9 protein-coding genes are annotated in these 20,338 nt (G+C 34.7%); 1 reads left to right on the plus strand and 8 read right to left on the minus strand.

Annotated features, from left to right (window positions below):
- Positions 1–438: 438 nt before the first annotated feature.
- The 8 genes from FOC48_RS08205 to FOC48_RS08240 all read right to left on the minus strand — a co-directional run bounded on the left by FOC48_RS08205 (position 439) and on the right by FOC48_RS08240 (position 13,672).
- Positions 439–2,382, minus strand: coding sequence for a PTS fructose transporter subunit IIABC (locus FOC48_RS08205; RefSeq protein ID WP_003147680.1), 1,944 nt, complete (start codon positions 2,380–2,382; stop codon positions 439–441).
- 120 nt (positions 2,383–2,502) lie between these two features.
- Complete coding sequence (locus tag FOC48_RS08210) at positions 2,503–3,420, minus strand: 1-phosphofructokinase family hexose kinase (protein WP_003147679.1); 918 nt, start codon at positions 3,418–3,420, stop codon at positions 2,503–2,505.
- Positions 3,421–3,422: 2 nt separating this feature from the next.
- Positions 3,423–4,178, minus strand: coding sequence for a DeoR/GlpR family DNA-binding transcription regulator (locus tag FOC48_RS08215; protein ID WP_003147677.1), 756 nt, complete (start codon positions 4,176–4,178; stop codon positions 3,423–3,425).
- Positions 4,179–4,658: 480 nt separating this feature from the next.
- Positions 4,659–6,008, minus strand: coding sequence for a polyadenylate binding domain-containing protein (locus FOC48_RS08220; RefSeq protein ID WP_172497926.1), 1,350 nt, complete (start codon positions 6,006–6,008; stop codon positions 4,659–4,661).
- Positions 6,009–6,231: 223 nt separating this feature from the next.
- Positions 6,232–7,158, minus strand: a complete 927-nt coding sequence (locus tag FOC48_RS08225) for a nitronate monooxygenase (RefSeq protein WP_003147674.1) — start codon at positions 7,156–7,158, stop codon at positions 6,232–6,234.
- Positions 7,159–7,212: 54 nt separating this feature from the next.
- Positions 7,213–8,199: a YeiH family protein gene (locus tag FOC48_RS08230; RefSeq protein WP_003147673.1), complete on the minus strand. Its 987-nt coding sequence runs from the start codon at positions 8,197–8,199 to the stop codon at positions 7,213–7,215.
- Positions 8,200–8,426: 227 nt separating this feature from the next.
- A complete protein-coding gene (locus FOC48_RS08235) occupies positions 8,427–12,302 on the minus strand; it encodes a ZmpA/ZmpB/ZmpC family metallo-endopeptidase (protein ID WP_003147672.1) in 3,876 nt (1,291 codons plus the stop codon).
- A gap of 188 nt (positions 12,303–12,490) precedes the next feature.
- The gene (locus tag FOC48_RS08240) at positions 12,491–13,672 is read right to left on the minus strand and encodes a CD0519/CD1768 family membrane protein (protein WP_003147671.1); all 1,182 of its coding nucleotides are present in this window, start codon (positions 13,670–13,672) and stop codon (positions 12,491–12,493) included.
- Positions 13,673–14,162: 490 nt separating this feature from the next.
- On the opposite strand from FOC48_RS08240, the gene FOC48_RS08245 reads away from it, so the two are divergent.
- Positions 14,163–20,321, plus strand: a complete 6,159-nt coding sequence (locus tag FOC48_RS08245) for a ZmpA/ZmpB/ZmpC family metallo-endopeptidase (protein WP_003147670.1) — start codon at positions 14,163–14,165, stop codon at positions 20,319–20,321.
- Positions 20,322–20,338 lie beyond the last annotated feature (17 nt).

Consider the following 20,338-nt stretch of genomic DNA (forward strand, 5'->3'; position numbering starts at 1 on the left):
ACTTAACTTAAACTTACCTAAAATTTCAATCATATTTTATATATTTTTAAATTTCATGTTTTCATTTCAAAACACAAAGAAAATGCTATTATACCAATAACTTTAAAATAATAAAACACTGCAAAACTTTTCTTTACCAGTGAATTTTAAGTTTGTTTTAAGTTGTGATTTGAATTGTATTATATTGAAAATTATGGAAATAAAACTGTAAAACTATAACTTCCTTTTTATTTAATGATAAATATTTTTTTATTTTTTCTTTAAATATAATTTAAATTTTAAAAGAAAACGTTTTTTATTTTATTTTATCTGTAATTTTCTTCTATAAATACACATTCTCTAAAAATATTTTTTATAATTTATTACAGTTTTTAAAAAACACCACCTCAGTTTGCACCGAAGTAGTGTTTTCTACTATATTATATTTAATTTAAAATCTTATTTTACTATCTTTTTCCCAAAACTTAATGATGCGATTAATAGTAATGCACCTAATACTGCTCCGATTACTAAAGCTAATAGATACATAAGTGGGTTACTTACAGCACCTGCAGCGATAGCAAAGATTCCTCCGTGAGGGGCTTTTGATACAGCACCAAAAGTCATACTTAAAGCTCCAGCGATACCACTTGAGATGAATAATGGTGGAATAACACGCGCTGGATTACTTGCTGCGAATGGAATAGCTCCTTCTGTTATAAATGATAACCCCATTACGTAGTTCACTATCGCTCCACTACGTTGAGCTTTTGGCCAGATGTTTTTGTTGATTGTTGCTGATACAGCGATTGCTAATGGAGGTACCATACCACCGATCATAACCGCAGCCATTACATCACTTCCTGCTGAACCTGCAGATGTTAGTAGAGCTGTACCTGTTACGTAAGCAGCTTTGTTAATTGGACCACCCATGTCTATAGCCATCATCGCAGCTACTACGAATCCAAGTATGAACTTACCGCTTCCGTTAAGACTTTCGATAAAGTGTTTTAATCCTTCCATAACACTTGCCATCGGCGCATTGATTAGGAAGATCATTAATAGTCCCATAATTAGTGAACCTAAGATAGGGAATAAGAAGATTGGTTTAATACCATCTAATGAACGAGGCATCCAGCTGAATGCAATTTTTAATGCGTGGATAATTCCACCAGCTAAGAACCCTGCTACTAACGCTCCTAAGAACCCTGAAGGAGTGTATGCTAATAAATCACTTTTCAGACTTAAAATACTTGGGTCTGCTAAAATACCACCGATCATACCAACGATAAATCCTGGACGGTCAGCGATAGAACGACCGATGAATCCGGCTAGGATTGGTAACATCATACTAAATGAGATTTTACCGAAGTAGAATAATACTTCTGCAACTTTATTGTAAGATGGGTCTTTCGGATCAAATGAGTTAATACCCCAGATGAATGATAACGCGATAAGAATACCACCAGCTACTACGAATGGTAGCATGTTACTTACACCTTCCATTAGGTGTTTGTAAGCACGACGTCCGATACTTTCATTTGCTGAAGAATCTTCTGAAGCTTCTGCTGCTCCGTCGTGTTTGTAAATAGGAGCTTTCCCATCTAAGATTGTTTGGATAAGTTCTTCTGGTTTGTTAATTCCGTCAGCTACTTTTGTCATAATTGTTGGACGTCCATCAAAACGCGCAACTTCTACTTTTTTATCCGCTGCAACGATAATTCCCACTGCTCTTTCGATATCTTCTTTTGTGAGTTTATTTTCTACACCAATTTGACCGTTTGTTTCTACTTTAACATCTAGCCCCATCGCTTTAGCTGTTTCTTTGATTTTCTCAGCAGCCATGAATGTGTGGGCAATACCTGTTGGACAAGCTGTTACCGCAATGATATATGGTTTTTCTCCACTTGGAACAGCTGGTTTTTCTTCTTCTTTTGGAGCTTCTGTTTTCGCTACGAAGTCAGCGAATACTTTTTCTACGTCTGCTTTAGTTGTAGCTGCATCTAATCCTGCTTTTACATCTGTATCCATAAGAGCTTGTGATAATGAAGCTAGAGCTTTAAGGTGTTCGTCTGCTCCTCCGTCTGGTGCACAGATCATAAAGATATGTTTTGCAGGTTGTCCGTCAAAACTTTCCCACTCAACACCTTCGTTACTTTTTGCATAAACGATCATCGCTCTGTCGAAGTCTGCACTTTTAGCGTGAGGGATAGCTACGTTTTCTCCTACTCCTGTAGTTGATTGAGCTTCACGAGCTAGTAATGCGTTTAAAAAATTATCTTTACTTGCAATAATATTTTTTTCCACTAACATGCTTGTTAGTTTGTCCAGAGCTTCTTTTTTATCAGCAGCTCTGAATCCGAACTGAACTAAGTCATAATTTAGAACATCTGTTAATTTCATTTCTTTCTCCTTTGTTAATTTCATATTTCCGAGGAAATATTTTATTTTTCTTCAAATAATTTGTTTTTATTTCGTTCGAGGGATCGATTTCTAATTTTCCCGGTATTGCCTATTGAAATTTTATTTTAATTTTTTAACATCAATCTGTGGTAGTAATTCTTCTATTAATCGTTTACTTCCTACTCCTACTGAGAATGATGTTGCACCACCTGCAGCTGATGCATAACGCAGAGCTTCTTGGTAATCTTTTGTTTCGTTGTATTTCGCAACGAACATCGCAAGCATACTATCTCCTGCCGCAACAGTAGACACTATCTTACCTTTAGCTACGTTAACTTCGAATACTTCTTTGTTCTCAGTTAGTAATAAAGCTCCGTCTGCTCCACGTGAAACAAGTACGTTTTTCGCTCCACGTTCCTGTAATTTTTCAGCATATTGTAAGATTTCTTCGATACTATTTAAAGTTACACCGAACATTTCTCCAAGTTCAAATTCATTCGGTTTAACTACAAATGGTCTGTACTCTAGTGTGTCTAACACTAATTCTTTATTACTATCTACTACTAACGTAGCACCTGACTCCGATACTTTCTTCGCAATAGCTTTGAAGTCTTCTACACCCATTCCCGCGATAACATTACCAGATAAAAATACTACATCTTCTTCAGTTAATACTTCTAACTTCGCAAAGAAGTCACTCACGTTATCTAGGTTTACACTACTACTTTGACCGTTAATTTCAGTCTCAGTTTCTGTAGTTAACTTCATGTTGATTCTAGTAGCTCCACTTGTTTCTACAAAATCATGTTTTACACCTAGTTTATCTAGTTCTGATTTTATAAAATACCCTGTAAATCCAGCAACGAATCCCCAAGCTTTACTATCAACACCAACATTATTCAGTAATATTGAGATGTTAATTCCTTTTCCACCTACCACGTACTTCGCTTCTTGTGTTCTATTTAATTTTCCAAGTGCGAAATTGTTCGCCGTCGTCAGCATATCAACAGCTGGGTTTAAAGTAATTGTATAATACACTATTAGTCCTCCTTTAGATTTTTTACTTCTATTATGTTTTTATACCTCTTATACTCTTTTGGAACTTCATACGATACGATAGTTACATCATCTAACTCAGCAAATTTTTGGAATTTTCTATGTCCGAATTTCGACTTATCAGCAAGGATGTATTTTCTCTTACTATTTTTTATCGCCGTAGCTTTTATAAAAGCTTCATTTTCTTCAGCAGTCGTAACACCAAAAGTTTCATCTATTCCATTACAACCGACAAAACATATATCAAAGCTATATTTTTTCAGTTGCTCGATAGCGACCGAACCTATGACAGCTTGAGTAGAATGTTTTATCGTTCCACCTAGTATAATAGTATGGATTTTGTTATTAATAAGTTTCGGCAGATGATACGTTGAATTTGTAACGACCGTTATCCTCCTATCACGAAGATAATCAATCATTTCATATGTTGACGTCCCCGCATCGAGATAAATCGTCTGACCAGATTCTAAGATATTTTCACAAATATACTTTGCTACTTCTCTTTTTTCTTGTAGAAATTCTGCGCGCTTTACTTGAACACTTTCTTCACTACCACGAGCTGCAGAACGTTTCATCGCACCACCATGAGTTCTATATAATAAATTCTGTTCTTCTAAATTTGTAAGATCTCGTCTAATAGTTGCTTCCGATACACTACAGTGTTCCATAAGTTCTCTTATATTCGAAGATCCTTTTTTATCCAACAAATCTAAAATTTTATTCCATCTTTCATTTACCAATTTCTTCTCTCCTAACTCACAAGATTATTATATACAATATAATATAGCTATTCAATCAATTTCAAGCAAAAACACTCATAAATAATCAAAATAATCGATTAAAATGAGTGCTTGTATTTTTTTATTTGATTGTTTTTCTAAATGATGAGCGTTTTGTTTTTCAAAGTTGTTTCCAAAATTTTTTCATAATCACTGCTAATAAAAGATTTTCATCATCTCAATTCTTTATTTCAAAAAAATCAATAATGAACGTTTTAATAATATTATTCTACTTGATCGATAAATAGTTCTCAAAATTCTATTCATTTGAACTTTTACTACTCGTGAGTATTATACTCTAAAGTAGTAAAACTATAAAATGAAGACTTTTCTTCAGTTACAATTCAGGACATAGCTATATAATTAAAATCACCCCAAATACAAAAAGAGATTCAAGTATTTCTACCTAAACCTCTTAATTTCGATCTATTAGATCATTTCTTATCTTCTTTTTTTAAAGGCAACTTCTTCTTCAGCTCTATTCAACTTTTGAAGTCTTCTACTTCTTGCTCCACCAGCAACTGCTACAGTTTCTACTTGGTGAGTTTCTTCAACTTGAGGAGTTGGAGTTTCTACTACTGGCGCAGTTTCCACTTGTGGCGCTACCTCTACGTGTTGTTCTGGTGCAACATTCACTTCTTGAGAAGCTTGCACTTGTTGTTCTTCTTGAACTTCATTCACAACAGCTTGTTCTTGTACTCCTTGTTGTGCATTTGGATTGAACCCTTGTGGTTGTCCTCCGTGTTGCGCATTTGGATTGAACCCTTGTGGTTGTCCTCCATGTTGCGCATTTGGATTGAATCCTTGTGGTTGTCCTCCATGTTGCGCGTTTGGATTGAACCCTTGTGGTTGTCCTCCGTATTGCGCGTTTGGATTGAACCCTTGTGGTTGTCCTCCGTGTTGCGCGTTTGGATTGAATCCTTGTGGCGCTTGCCCTTGGAATCCTTGTTGTGGACGTCCTTGTGGTGCATTCGGATTAAATCCTTGTGGTACTTGTCCTTGGAAGCCTTGTTGTGGGTGTCCTTGTGGTGCATTTGGATTGAATCCTTGTGGTGTTTGTCCTTGGAAGCCTTGTTGCGGGCGTCCTTGTGGTGCGTTTGGATTGAATCCTTGTGGTGCTTGTCCTTGGAATCCTTGATTCATACCATTATTAAATTGTGGTTGATTCGGAATTGGATTACCGAATTGATCATATTGAACTGGTTGTCCAAATGGATTTGCAAATTGGCTATAGTATTGTTGAGCTTGCGGTGTTTGTCTTAAGAAAAATCTAGCAAACTCATTGTTTGAGTTAGTTTCTACCGCATTTGACGGTAGTGACATTAACACAAAGAAGAATACAATAGCATAAACCGGAGTTAATAAATACACTGAGAAATAACTTAAAATGTAATATAAAGCTATTAAAATAACAATTCCCCATGTTGCAAAACCTACATCACGTAGCCTTCTTGTAAAACTTGCAGTTAGAGGTAAAATTAAAATAAGTCCAGCTATAATAATAAATATTCCGAATGCTAATCCTGTTTGAAGAGTAGATACTCCATCACTTAACGCTCCTCCACTAAGTAGGTAATCTGAGCTGCGGCTTGATTTTCTACCAATACTAGTAAGTGAAGAAAACATACCTTGGAATACTATAACTGTTAGTAAGATAAGTCCTCCTAAAATACTCCCTACAGGAAACCAGTGTCCAGATACAGATGTATAACCTGTGAAGTCCACGAAACCTTTAAAGAAGTCTTTAAAAGAAGAACCATAAGTAACATGTTTACGTCTTTGGTCTATCATAAAACCCTCCTATTGTAATAAAGATAAATTATATAACTATAATATAATAAAGAGTAACTATAGTCAATTGAAATATGGTTATTCTCTGTAATTTTACAACCTTTAGGAATTCAAATAAATGTTAATTCTACACTATATTTTACATTACGCTTCCTTTTCAGCTACACTGCCTTTCACCAAAATAAACCTTAGATTTTTTATTACCTAAGGTTTAAGTTATATTCTATATTTCTGTTTTTCTCAAAACTTCTCTTGCTTCTTCTACAGTTTCTTCTATTATAGTTTTAACTGGTCGAAGTTCACTTACTAACCCTGCGATTTGCCCTGCCATAACAGAACCATTTTCAACATCTCCATCATAAACCGCTCTTCTTAATGAACCTAGTGTCAATTCTTCTAATTCCATAAGTGTTGAAGATTTTCCTTCCAATTCATGATATCTTTTCGTAAGTTCATTTTTAATACCTCGGACAGGTGCTCTGAATTTTTCTCCTGTTAGCGTAGTTGATGTGTCAACCGCTTCTAAGATTATGTTTTTATACTCTGTAGAGATTGGACACTCTTCAGAAGCTAAGAATACAGTTCCCATCTGGACTCCACTTGCTCCTAAACAATATGCAGCTGCCATTCCACGACCATCCGCAATCCCTCCAGCTGCAATAACCGGAATATTTACAGCACTTGTCACCTGTGGCAACAGTGCCATCGTAGTACTAGTTCCCACGTGTCCTCCTGCTTCCATACCTTCTACAACAACCGCGTCACAACCTAATTCTTCCATTTTCACCGCAGCTTTTACCGAAGGAATTACAGGAATTACTTTTATTCCTGCTTCTTTTAAACGTGGCATGTATTTTCTCGGAGTACCCGCTCCTGTTGTGACAATTTTTACACCTTCTTCGATAACAACATCTATTATTTCATCAATATTGTGCATCATAAGCATAAGGTTAACACCGAAAGGTTTATCTGTAAGTATTTTACATTGCTGAATTTCTTTACGAAGTTCTTCTGGACTTACTCCTCCTGAAGCTAAAATACCTAACGCCCCTGCATTCGATACCGCTGAAACAAGTTCATATCTAGCTATTTGAGCCATAGCCCCTTGAAATACCGGATACTTTATCCCTAATAATTTTGTAATCGTCATAATTTTTCTCCTCTATATATTTTTATTATTTCTTAAACCTTCTTTAATCTACTACTAAAAGATAAATCTAGCTACAAAGTAACAAACTACCATTAAAATAACAGACGATAATAAACACGCTGTAAATACTCTTACACCACGTTCTTTAATAACTTTGAAGTTAACACTCATCCCTAAAGCTGCCATCGCCATACCTAAAAATACATATGCAGCATCTACAAAAAATGGAGCTAACGGTTTTAAGAAAGTAACATAACTTCCTAAAATACTCATAAAGATAAAACCTAGAATAAAGTACGGCATTGGAACTTTTCCTTTTGTTTCATCTTGAGTTTTTTTGTTAACTACAATCAGTATACCTACAACAACAATAAGCATAAGAACACGTGATAATTTAGTAAGAATTGCAGCATCAAGCGCCACTTGTCCACCTGCTCCTCCAGCCGCAACTGCGTGAGCTATTTCATGAAGGCTCCCTCCTGTAAATACTCCGTAGTTGTAAGTATCAAGCCCCAGGTATGGTTGTAAGGTTACTTCTATTAAAGTAAATACTGTACCTAGTATCGCAACAACCGCAACCGCAAGAACGCTGTTATCTGTTTTCGCTCGAAGTTGTCCACTTACCCCCATAACTGCCGCAGCACCACAAATACCGCAACCACATGAAGAAAGCAATGAAAGTTCATGATCCACTTTAAAAGCTCGACACATAAAGTAAGTTAAAGTTACCATGAATAACACGATAAAGAACGCTACAATCAACGTCTTTTTACCTTCTGATAGAAGTCTATCTAACGCTAACTTGAATCCTAATAAAATTATTCCAAGCCGTAAAAATTTATTACTTATAAACGGAATATCTGCCTTAACCTGCTCTTTTAATCCTTTTGACGCTTGCAATGACATACCGATAACAAGTGCTATTACCAAATGTCCAAACAATTTTAATGCAGGTACTTGAGCAAGATATTTTGCTACTAACGAAATAATCAACATTATACCTAAGGTATAATAAAAATTAACACTCTTGAATCTTTCCATAAGAGATTTCCCCTTTTGTATATTTATCTAAATAAAAACTATTTATAGTTTAATTATACTCTACTAAAAGAAGATGTTCAATAAATAATCAAATTCTCATAAACAATACTTTATAACCTCAGAATAAAGATAAAATATTAAGAAATTCACTTAAACATACACTTATTTTTTAAATAACAAATTAGCCAAGAAGATAAATTTTAAATCCACCTTCCTGGCTATTTTCTTTAATTTTTATAAATAGACTCTGTAAAGTCTTGTGATTGTTTTAAGTATGCTTTGTATATTTCTTTTTTAAGTTTTTGTACTGGAGTTTCTATATACGAAAGTTTCGCCGCTGTTGTGTTTCCTGCTTTTATTTGAGCTACTTCATCACGAACAGCCTGCTCCATAAGCTGTTTTAGTTTCGCTGGGCTGTTTATTACTTCTTCTCTTCCGTTGTAATTTATCGTAATAGATTTCAACCTATCTAATTTTGCAACACGTTCATTAATTTGATCTTTTTTGAAGGCTACATATGATTTTCCTAAGATTTTTTCGAAAATATATTTATCAGATAACGGTTTACCTGCTGCTTCAGCTTGGTTTTTATATTGATTCGATACATAAGGTACAAATCCTTCATAATAGCCTAAGGCTCCCATAAGTTCAAAGGCTTGTTTTCTGAATGTAATATCCCCACTCATACCTTTATCATTTTCACTAACTCCGAAAATCGTATCAAACATATCTACAAAATAATATCCATTAGCTTTTACATCACCTTTGCCATTAAATCCATTTATAATATAACGATTCACAAGAATGTTATTGTCAATTAGACTATTGATATCCGATAGCTTTCTTGCTTCATCTAAAGTGATTTCTGAGATTCTTTCACTATTATGCGTAGCTTGAACTGCTGGATTTGCATATGTTACAGGTGTTCTCACCCCTGTTGTTTTTATCGGCGTTATTTTTTTGAAGTATTTAGTTTTATCTTCTACTGAAAGCTTACTTGTCGCTTCCGCTTCTAGATAATCTAAACTATATAGTACATCAAAACTTCCATGCATATAAGATTTCAAATCTGCATCCGTCTTAAATCTATCTGGTTTTTTATTATAAAATCCATTCTTATTACTTTCATCATAAACGAAGTTTAAGTTGAAATATGTATCTTTTTCTGGTGTATACGAATTTTCGAAGATTCCTCGAGCATAAAATTCCGCAGCTGTACCATCTCGACGACCATGATTATTGAATAATACCGTTCTATCTAACAAATGCGTCATTTCATGAGAATAAGTCGCTGATCCCCTATCATCTAGAACTCTATCTATGAAGTAACGTACACCCACACCGTTTGCTTCTGCACCTACAATTTGTGATGGTGAGTACAGCCCTAGAGGAGTCATGAAATCTTTAACCCCTTTATCTGCTGTTGGTCCTGATTCTTTAGACCATGTTGTCGCTATTCCAGCAAACTCATTAGGCGTATATTTTTTCATCGTATCTACAATCACTCTATTGGTAATTAGTTTCGAGCGATTTTCTGCTTTTGTTATTCTATATAAAGTATCAACATAATTAGCTTGTCTTGTCGCTGTTAGTTCTATCAATTCTTTAACCTTATTAAGATCTTCGGTGTACTTAGCTTTATTTGTTTTCTCTAAAGAAGTATCCATATATGTTCCGATGTTTCCGTAGGTTACCGTCGCTATATTAGTTATAGCATACACGCTTGGTTCTTTAATGTTCACCAAACCTAACAATGTAGCAATATTTTGTTGTTTTCTATTATTTATTTGAAGTCCTTCAGCTCCATACTTTTCAGGATCAGTAGTTAATTTAGTATATAACCCGACCTTTTCATCAGATTTTTGTTTCGAAGTTTTTTCAACTACAATAGCTCGACTAGCTTTCTTCAACCACGTGTCCCCATCCATATTAGTAAATGTAGTTCTATTGTAATCTAAGAATTCTAATAATGTTGGTTTGTCTGTGATTTTCTCGAAATATTTCTCAAATGTTTTTGGACTATTAGTAAGTTTCAGTTCATCATAGCTCATAGATCCAAGATGTTTTAACCATTCTAGAGAAGTAACATTTTTCTTACCAAACGAACTTGGGTTATACGCTAATATATCACGAATATTAGTATCACCAAAATCAATATTATAAAATCTATTTATATATGATAATCCTAATAGTATTTTCTCTTTATTATCTTCAATATCACGTTTTACTTTTTCTCTATTTTGTGGAGTGTCTCCAATAATGCTCAACGTGTGCGCCGCAACTTTTTTCAACCTAGCATCTAAATCTGTTTTAGTCTCTTCTAACGTTTCTTTAATTGATAATTTTTCTAGATACTCTTTTCGTAAAACTTCTTTTACTTCTGCATCAGTTATAGCTGGATTAGTTTTTTGTAGTTCTTTTCGTTTCAAGTATAAATCTCGATTTATTTCTGTATCTGATGGCGTTAGTTGTGATTTTAATTTTTCATCCGTTAATAAATTTATAGTTTTCATTCTAGAACTAGCTTCTGTTACATTCACTGCATTTTCTAATTCGCTATTAACTGGTAGTAAATGCGGTTTGTTTTCTTTAGTTCCAACTAAGATTACTTTTTGTCGCATAGCTCTAGTTGTTTCAGTTTTTTCTGTTGAATTAGTTAATTTTCCAGTTTCAGGATTAACTTCATAAGTTTTAGTCGTTGTTATTTCACCTTCTTCTCCTACTTCTTTAATAACTTCTTTTCCTTTCGGAAGCTCAGAATCGTCTTTTTTCAATTCAGTGATTTCTATAGGTCTTACTATTTTCTCAACATTCCCAACTTTAACAACTCTATTTACTGGTTGTTTTTCTATTTTTGTAGAAATATTTTCTACTATTTTTCCAGTAGATTTATCAAGAGTATATGAAGTAGTAGTCACTTCCTTACCTTTTTCCCCTGGTGTTTCTTCTTGTTGCCCAGTATAATTTAGATCTGACGATGCTTTATAAATTGTTTTATAGTCCAGTTCTTTTTCGGTAGTTATTGGATTTGGTATAGTCGGCTTTACGTCTACTTTATCCTCTTCCTCCGGTACTGGTTTTTCGTCTGGAATTGGTTTTTCATCTGGCAGTGGCTTTACATCTGGTATCGGTTGTTCCGGAGTTGGTTTTACCTCTAACTCTGGATTCTCAGGTTGCACTAAAGATTCTCCTTTCTCACTTACTACTGCTTCTGGATTCTCAGGTTGTACTAAAGGTTTGCCTTTCTCACTTACTACACCTATCGGACTCTCAGGCTGTACTAATGGTTCGCCTTTCTCGCTTACTACACCTATCGGATTCTCAGGCTGTACTAATGGTTCGCCTTTCTCGCTTACTACACCTATCGGATTCTCTGGTTGTACTAAGGGTTCGCCTTTCTCGCTTACTACACCTATCGGATTCTCAGGCTGTACTAATGGTTCTCCTTTCTCACTTACTACAACTTTCTCCTCTACACCGATTTTTTCCTCTACTACTCCAGGAGTAAACTCTCCTTGTTTTCCTATCTTGATAGAACTACTTTTGTTTGTATATGTTTTCCCTATTTCAAAATAGTAACCCGTAAAACTATAACCAGGTATTTCCTCTGGACTTGGCAACATTCCACCTATTGAAGTTTTTATCATCACTGGTTGGATTTCTTTAAAATCTTCAAAAGCCATCACTTGACTTAAATTACCACTGACAGTTAACATACTAACTAAAAAGATCAATTTCCCTTTTTTCTTTTTAATCAACGTTAAACACACCAATAACAATGCTCCACCTAGAGCTAACGTTCCTGTTGGAATATGACCAGTATTCGGTAATAAATTATTTTTTCTATAAACAAAATAATATTCTTTGCCTTCTTCTACTTCTATTTTATTTTCTTCAAAAACTTTCAATTGATTTTTTATTTGTTCTGATAAACTATCCTTATCTACCGCGTGAGTGGTAACCTCTTGCACTTCTGCCGCTTTTACTTCATCAGTATAGTTTAAAGATAAAAACAAACTTGTTCCTAATAACACTGAACAAGCTCCCATCTTATACTTCCTTATTGAGAAATTCTGTCTTTTTTTAAAATTCTCTTTCTTCATTATTTTTCTCCATAAATTCTTAATTTTATAATCAACTATACTATAGCAAACTTAGTATATTTTCGCAACTATAATCATAAACTTAACCGCTAAATATACTCCTTAAGTCACATAATTTATTTTAGATATAAAAAAGACGCAACCAAAAATGTTACGCCTTCTTAATTCAATCTGTTATTTTTTATTTACTACCCTAACAATACGAATAAGTAGTGAGCTATAACTCCCGCTGCTAGACCACCTATTGTATGTGATACAATCGCTTTTGAAGATAATTTACGCACTCCAAGAGCATCCATCATACCGATGTGAGTACTTAAGTATCCACTCCAACACATACCCATCGCTGTGAATACCGCAATATCATTCGCTCCAATTAATCCATTCTTCAAGAATTCTGGTACTAATGAGATTGCTCCTCCTACTGCTCCTAAGGCTGTAATTGGGAAGGCAATTGCTTCTGCAGAATGGAATCCAAATAGCGGTTCTAGAATGAATGTTAGTTTCTCTCCTAACCAAGGTAAGAATCCAACACCTTCATATGCCGCACCTGTATATCCTCCAGCTGGCATTTTGAATGTTAACATCATTACGAAAGTACATACTATAAGCACCCCTGGAATGATTGCTAGACCCATTTCAACCCCTGTTTTACCACCTTCTAAAACAGTATCTAGCACTCGCTGGAACATATTTCCATCACGTACTATTCTTACTTTATCCGGTCTATCATCACCTTCAGCTAATTCAATCGCTGGCTCTTCTGCTTCTTCACCATAGTATTTTCTAGTCTCTATTAACATTAAACGAACACTTATAATACTACCTAGGATTGCTCCAACATTACCGATGATCGCTGCTTTGATGAATCCTTCTCCTTGTCCCATCATAAACATCGTTACGATAAGTCCCATACCAAAAGCTGTTCCTAAGTTACATAGGGCTGGCACTTGATATTTTTTAAAGAAAGAGGTAAATCTTTTATCTTTCGCAAATGGAATAATAGCTGGGTTATCTGATAGATATGTAGCTACCGCACCTGTAACACTCGCTCCAGGCATTCCCCAAAGTGGTTTCATAAGAGGTGCAAAAATCTTGTTAATTAATGCTATTGCACCAAATTCTGATAGAAGCGCACTAATAGCACCTGCGATAACGGCCATTGCCATAATGAAAAATACTGTATTAAGCAGTAAATCATGGGCTGTTGCCATCATCGTTTTAAACATAAGTGGTGTTCCCATTTTTCTAGCCATTAGACCAAATATTAGGAAAAATATAGCTAGGAAGACAAATGTCTCTAGGCTTATTGCTTTTTTTACCACTGAATTTTGTTTGATTTTCTTTTTCTTGGTTGTATCCTTACCCATAAAAATCGTCCTTTCTGATTTTATTTTAAAAATTTATTCAAAAGTTTACATATTTTAAACTGTACTAATACAACTTATGTAAATATTATATCATAGATTCTTTATCCTTGCAACTATTTCAACAATCCTGAAACTAATTAAACTAAATTACTATTATAAAATTTCCAACGTAAAACAAACTTACTTCAACCCAACCTTTCCATAACAACATCTACAAAAGATATCTTTCCTAAATAATTTCTTAAAAAATAAAATTAATTATATTTATATTTTACTAGTTATTGTTCCGCAGTACTAGTACAGTTGTTTTTTGGTGTTATATTTGTTTTATTATCATGTGAGAATCTAATATTTTTATACTGAAATTGTTATAGAAATATAAAATTAATGCACTTTACACACTATTTTTCAAGCTCTATTAATTGCTTTAAACTTGGTTTTTTGATAAAATTAAGAGGTAACTAAAAAATATATAGGAGAAAATAATTTCATGCGATTGAAAAATAAAAATAATAATAAAATTTTAAAGTTTTCAATTAGAAAATTATCTCTTGGTGCAGCACCGGTCGTTATCGGGGCTTTATTTTTTGGAAGTCATGCACCAAGCGAAGCACTTGCCAACGAAAACAACACAAGTGTTAAATATACTTATCTAGCTGAAAATGAATTGACCGAAGCTGAGAAAACTTTAATTAAAAGAAGTATTCCGAACGATATAAAAAACAACGAAACATACTACATGGTTTATAAAAAAGAAGCACAAACTTCTACTAAACCTACAGAATTAAAATCATTACCAAATACTGGACAAAGTTCACTTCCTGTAGCAGGACTTGGAATCGGTACTGCAATATTAGTAGTTCTTTTAATGTCGAAAAAACACAGAAACAAAGTTCTTAGCGTTGTGTTAATCGGGGCTATGGGACAAAGCATCGTTATGCCTTACCAATCATTCGCCTTCGAAAACAAAGAATTAGTGCAATACAACACACAAACAACAGTAGCTAATTCTGCAGAGCTTGCGAACGGTGTAATCAACATCGATGGCTATCGCTATGTTGGATACTTTACTCTTAGCGATTTAGGTGCTTTACCTCAAGCTGAACAAAAAGTTCTTCCAAAACCAACACAACCAACTCCAACACCTACAGTAGATCACAAGACACCTACCGAGGAAACACCTAAAGTTACAGTTGAAAACAAACCTGAACTTAAATCTACTACTGAAGTTGTTCCTTTCCAAACTATCAAGCAACCTGATGCTACTTTACCTAAAGGACAAACTAAAGTTGTTCAAGAAGGAGTTAGCGGTGAACAAATCGTATTCAGCGAAGTAACTACTGTTAATGGTAAACAATCTAGAAAAGTTATCAAAACTTCAATTACAAAACAACCTGTAAACAAGGTTATCGCCATTGGAACTAAGGAAGAAGTCACTCCTCAACCGGAAACTCCAAAACCTGTGGAAACTAAACCTACTCCTCAGCCGGAAACTCCAAAACCTGTGGAAACTAAACCTACTCCTCAACCGGAAACTCCAAAACCTGTGGAAATTAAACCCACTCCTCAGCCGGAAACTCCAAAACCCGAGGAAAAAGTTGACAAAACAGCACTAAAAGCTCAAATCGATAGAGCTCTTGCATTTGTTCCTGCTGATTATTCAGCTGCAAGCTACAACGCTCTTAAACCAATTTTAGAAGCTGCACAAAACGTCTACTCTTCTGATAGTGTTAAACAACCTGAAGTAGACAGTGAAACAGCGAAACTTAAAGCTGCTATCGATGCTCTTAATGTCGACAAAACAGACTTAAACAAAACTATCGCTGATGCAAAATCAAAAACTAAAGAACACTACAGTGATGCATCTTGGACAAACCTTCAATCTGTATTAGCTGAAGCTGAAAAAGTTACAAACAACCCTGCAGCAAAACAAAGCGAAGTTGATCACATTAACGAAAAACTTAAAGCCGCTATCGCAGGATTAAACACAAATAAGACTGAACTTGAAAAACAACTAGCAGATGCTAACTCTAAAGTCTCTACAGACTTCAGCCCTGCAACTTGGTCTGCATTAGAAGAAGCGAAAAAAGCTGCTCAAGCAGTAGAAGACAATGCTACTGCTACTCAAGCTCAAATCGATGAGGCAGCTAAAAAACTTAAAGCCGCTATCGACGCTCTTAATGTTGACAAAACAAAATTACAATCACAAATAAAAGATGCAGCCACTAAACAAGAAGCTAACTATAGCCCTACAACTTGGAATGAATTCAAAAATGCTGAAATTAAAGCTAAAGAAATCAACAACCAAACTACTCCACTTCCTAAACAAAGTGAAATAGATACCGCTACTAAAGCTCTTCAAGATGCTATTAAAGCTCTTGCTGTAGATAAAACTGCATTACAAACTGCTATTAACACAGCTAAAAACAAACGTAAAGAAGAATACACTACTCAAACATTGAAAGCTTTAGAGGAAGCACTTGCAGCAGCAAACCTTATAAATGCAGTTGAAGCTACTACTCAAAGCAAAGTAAATGCAGCTACTGAAAAATTAGAAGAAGCTATCAAAAACTTAGTTCCATTAACTGAGAAACCAATACTAAAATTCGTAGATACTGACAAAAAAGTATTAGATAAAGAAGTAGTTGCTAAGTATTCTCTGGAAAATCCAACTAAGACAAAAATCAAATCAATCACAGCTACTCTGAAAAAAGATGGACAAGTTGTTAAGGCTGTAAATCTAACAGAAGATAATCTAAATGCTTTATTAGATAATCTGAAATACTATCAAGAATACACTCTATCTACTACTATGGTTTACGATAGAGGTAATGGTGAAGAAACTGAAACATTAGCTGATCAACCAATTCAATTAGATCTTAAAAAAGTTGAAATTAAAAATATTAAAGAAACAAGTTTAATAAGTGTTGATGATGCGGGGGCTGAAACGGACATCAGTCTACTTTCAGAAAAACCAGCAAATGTTGCTCCACTTTACCTACGAGTTACAACTCACGATAATAAAGTAACAAGACTTTCTGTTGATAAGATTGAAGAAGTAGTTAAAGATGGAAAAACTTTATACAAAGTTACTGCAACAGCTCCTGATTTAGTTCAACACACAGATTCTTCTAAATTAGCAAATGAGTACGTTCATTACTTCGAAAAACAAAAATTAAAAGAAGGTAATGTTTACTATAACTTCAACGAACTTGTAAAAGACATACAAGCTAACCCTACTGGAGAGTTTAAACTTGGTGCAGATCTTAATGCAGCAAACGTAAAACCTAACGGAAAATCTTATGTAACTACAACATTCAAAGGTAAACTACTAAGTAATGATGGTGGTAGATTTACTATCCACAACTTAGCACGCCCTCTATTTGGTAGAGTCGAAAATGCCCATGTTCATGATATTAACTTAGGTAATGTAGATATTAATTTACCTGGAGAAAATAAAGTTGCACCTCTTGGTGAAATGTTCAAAAACTCAAATATCGAAAATATTAAGGTAACAGGTAATGTTGTAGGTAACAACGATGTTACCGGTATGGTTAACAAACTTGATGAATCAAATATGCGTAACGTTGCATTTATCGGGAAGATTAACAGCCTTGGGGATAAATCTTGGTGGTCTGGAGGACTTGTAAGTGAAAGCTGGAGAAGTAATACAGATAGCGTCTATTTCGATGGTGATATTGTAGGTAACAACTCTAAATTCGGTGGACTTGTCGCTAAAGTTAACCACGGTGGAAACCCTAACGATTTCAAACAACGTGGTAGATTAACAAATTCATTTGTTAAAGGTACTATGACACTTAAAAACCACGGTCAAAGTGGTGGTTTAATCCACGAAAACTATGACTGGGGATGGGTTGAAAACAACGTTAGTATGATGAAAGTTACAAACGGAGAAATCATGTATGGAGCAAGTTCAGTTGACACTGGAGATTCATACTTCGGATTCGATAACTTCAAGAATAACTTTTATGTAACTGATGTAGCTACAGGATTATCTTCATACAACAAATCTAAACAAATTAAAGGTATTACAGAAGCTCAAGCATTAGAAAAATTCGCTAAAATGGGAATCACTGCTCATGAATATGCAATTAACGAACCAGTAGTTAATACTCTTAACAACATTAAACCAAAAGCTGACACTTATAAAGATACAGAAGACTACAACGCTGAGCGCGAACTTGCTTACCGTAACATTGAAAAACTTCAACCATTCTACAATAAAGAGTGGATTGTTAACCAAGGTAACAAGATTCCAGCTGGTTCTAAATTATTAACTACAGCGGTATTATCTGTTACTGCAATGAAAGATAATGAATTCGTAACTGAACTTGGTGATGCCAACCGCATCATCGTCCACTACGCTGATAAGACAAAAGAAATCTTTAACATCTCACCTAAAGAATCTCAAGTGAAACAAGTTAAAGAATATAGCATCGCTGAACTTGGAGAAATAGTTTACACTCCTAACATCGTTGATAAAGAGCGTAGCGATTTAATCAGTGCTATTGAAAGCAAATTAAGTCCAATAGAATTACAATCTGACCCTATTTATCAACACTTAGGAAGAACAGGTGGTAACAAAGTAAATGCAATTAAGGATCTTTACTTAGAAGAAAGCTTCAAGTACGTTAAAGATAACCTTAACAAATTCGTTACTAAGTTAGTTCAAAATGAAGATCATCAACTTAACACTGATAAAGCTGCTAAACGTGCATTAATTAAGAAAATTGATGACAATAAGGCTGCAGTTCTTCTTGGATTAGCTTACCTAAACCGTTACTACGGTGTTAAATTCGATGACTTTAACATTAAAGAGTTAATGTTATTCAAACCTGACTTCTACGGTAAGAACGTTAACGTCTTAGACTTCTTGATTAAAGTTGGTTCTAAAGAAAGTAACATTAAAGGTGATAGAACTTTAGAAGCTTATCGCGAAACTATCGGTGGAACTATTGGTATAGGTGAGTTAAACAGTTTCTTAGACTATAACATGCGTCTATTCACAAGTGATACTGACTTAAACGATTGGTTCATAAAAGCAACTAAAGATAATGTATATGTTGTCGAACCGAAAACAACAACACCTGAATTCGCAGATAAGAAACACAGAGCTTATGAAGGATTAAATAATGATGTTCACGGTAAGATGATCCTTCCACTATTAAACTTAAAAGATGCTCATATGTTCTTAATCTCAACGTATAATACTATGGCTTACAGTTCATTTGAAAAATATGGTAAGAATACTGAAGCAGAACGTGAAGCATTCAAGAAAGAAATCGATAAAGTAGCAAAAGCTCAACAAAATTACCTAGACTTCTGGTCTCGTCTATCATTAGATAAAGTTCGTAATCAACTACTTAAGAGCAATAACATGGTACCAACACCAGTACTAGATAACCAAAACTATCCAGAAGGTACTGACAAATACGGTCACACTAACAGCGGTAAAGACATTGCTCCAGTTCGCGAACTATATGGACCAACAGGTCGTTATCACGCAACTGACTGGCGTATGGGAGCAGTAGCTCGTGTTTACGGTAACCCTTACAAAGATGATTCAGTATTCTTCATGGTTACTAGTATGATTAGTGACTTCGGTATCTCTGCATTCACTCACGAAACTACTCACGTAAATGACCGTATGGTTTACTTAGGTGGTTCAAGACACCGTGAAGGAACTGACTTAGAAGCATTCGCACAAGGTATGTTACAATCTCCTGCTGAAACAAGTCCAAACGGTGACTTTAAAGCACTTGGATTAAACATGGCATACGAACGTCCAAACGACGGAAACCAATGGTATAACACTAATCCAAACGATCTTGCATCTCGTGCAGAAATCGATCATTACATGAAAGGTTTCAACGATACTCTAATGCTTCTTGATTACCTTGAAGGAGAAGCCGTACTTGGTAAAGGAAGCAAAGAATTAAACAACGCTTGGTTCAAGAAAGTTGCTAAGAAATTACGTGGAGCTAATACAAAGAACCAATACGATGAAGTTAGAAATCTTAACGAAGAAGAAAAAGGTTATGCATTAAACTCTGTTGACGACTTAGTAGATCACAACTTCATGACTAAACACGGTCCAGGTAATAATACATACGATCCAACTGGATTTGGAACTGCCTACGTAACTGTACCTATAACTGCAGGTATCTACGGAGGTAACACAAGTGAAGGTGCTCCAGGAGCAATGTCATTCAAACATAACACATTCAGAATTTGGGGTTACTATGGATACGAAAAAGGATTCCTAAACTACGCTTCAAATATGTTAAAAGCTGAATCTAAAAAAGCTGGTAACGCTACTTTAGGTGATGACTTCATCATCAAGAAAATTTCTGATGGTAAATTCACTTCTCTAGAAGCTTGGAAGAAAGCATACTTCAAAGAAGTTGTGGATAAAGCTAAATCAGGATTTAACCCTGTTACAATCGACGGTACTACATACAGTAGTTATGAAGACTTGAAGAATGCATTTGCTGCAGCTGTTGAAAAAGATAAAGCTACTCTTAAAAATGGATCAGTTAAATCTGACAACACTGTTGCACTTAAAGAAAAACTATACAAAAAACTTCTTCAACAAACAAATAGCTTTAAAACTTCTATTTTTAAATAAAATAGAATCTATATTTT

The organism is Gemella haemolysans, assembly GCF_012273215.1.
GTDB classification, from domain to species: domain Bacteria; phylum Bacillota; class Bacilli; order Staphylococcales; family Gemellaceae; genus Gemella; species Gemella haemolysans_A.

Excerpts from the sequence above, each read along its gene's own strand:
- FOC48_RS08205 (WP_003147680.1), bottom strand. The coding sequence starts at position 2,382 with ATGAAATTAACAGATGTTCTAAATTATGACTTAGTTCAGTTCGGATTC.
- FOC48_RS08220 (WP_172497926.1), bottom strand. The coding sequence starts at position 6,008 with ATGATAGACCAAAGACGTAAACATGTTACTTATGGTTCTTCTTTTAAA.
- FOC48_RS08225 (WP_003147674.1), bottom strand. The coding sequence starts at position 7,158 with ATGACGATTACAAAATTATTAGGGATAAAGTATCCGGTATTTCAAGGG.
- FOC48_RS08230 (WP_003147673.1), bottom strand. The coding sequence starts at position 8,199 with ATGGAAAGATTCAAGAGTGTTAATTTTTATTATACCTTAGGTATAATG.
- FOC48_RS08235 (WP_003147672.1), bottom strand. The coding sequence starts at position 12,302 with ATGAAGAAAGAGAATTTTAAAAAAAGACAGAATTTCTCAATAAGGAAG.
- FOC48_RS08240 (WP_003147671.1), bottom strand. The coding sequence starts at position 13,672 with ATGGGTAAGGATACAACCAAGAAAAAGAAAATCAAACAAAATTCAGTG.
- FOC48_RS08245 (WP_003147670.1), top strand. The coding sequence starts at position 14,163 with ATGCGATTGAAAAATAAAAATAATAATAAAATTTTAAAGTTTTCAATT.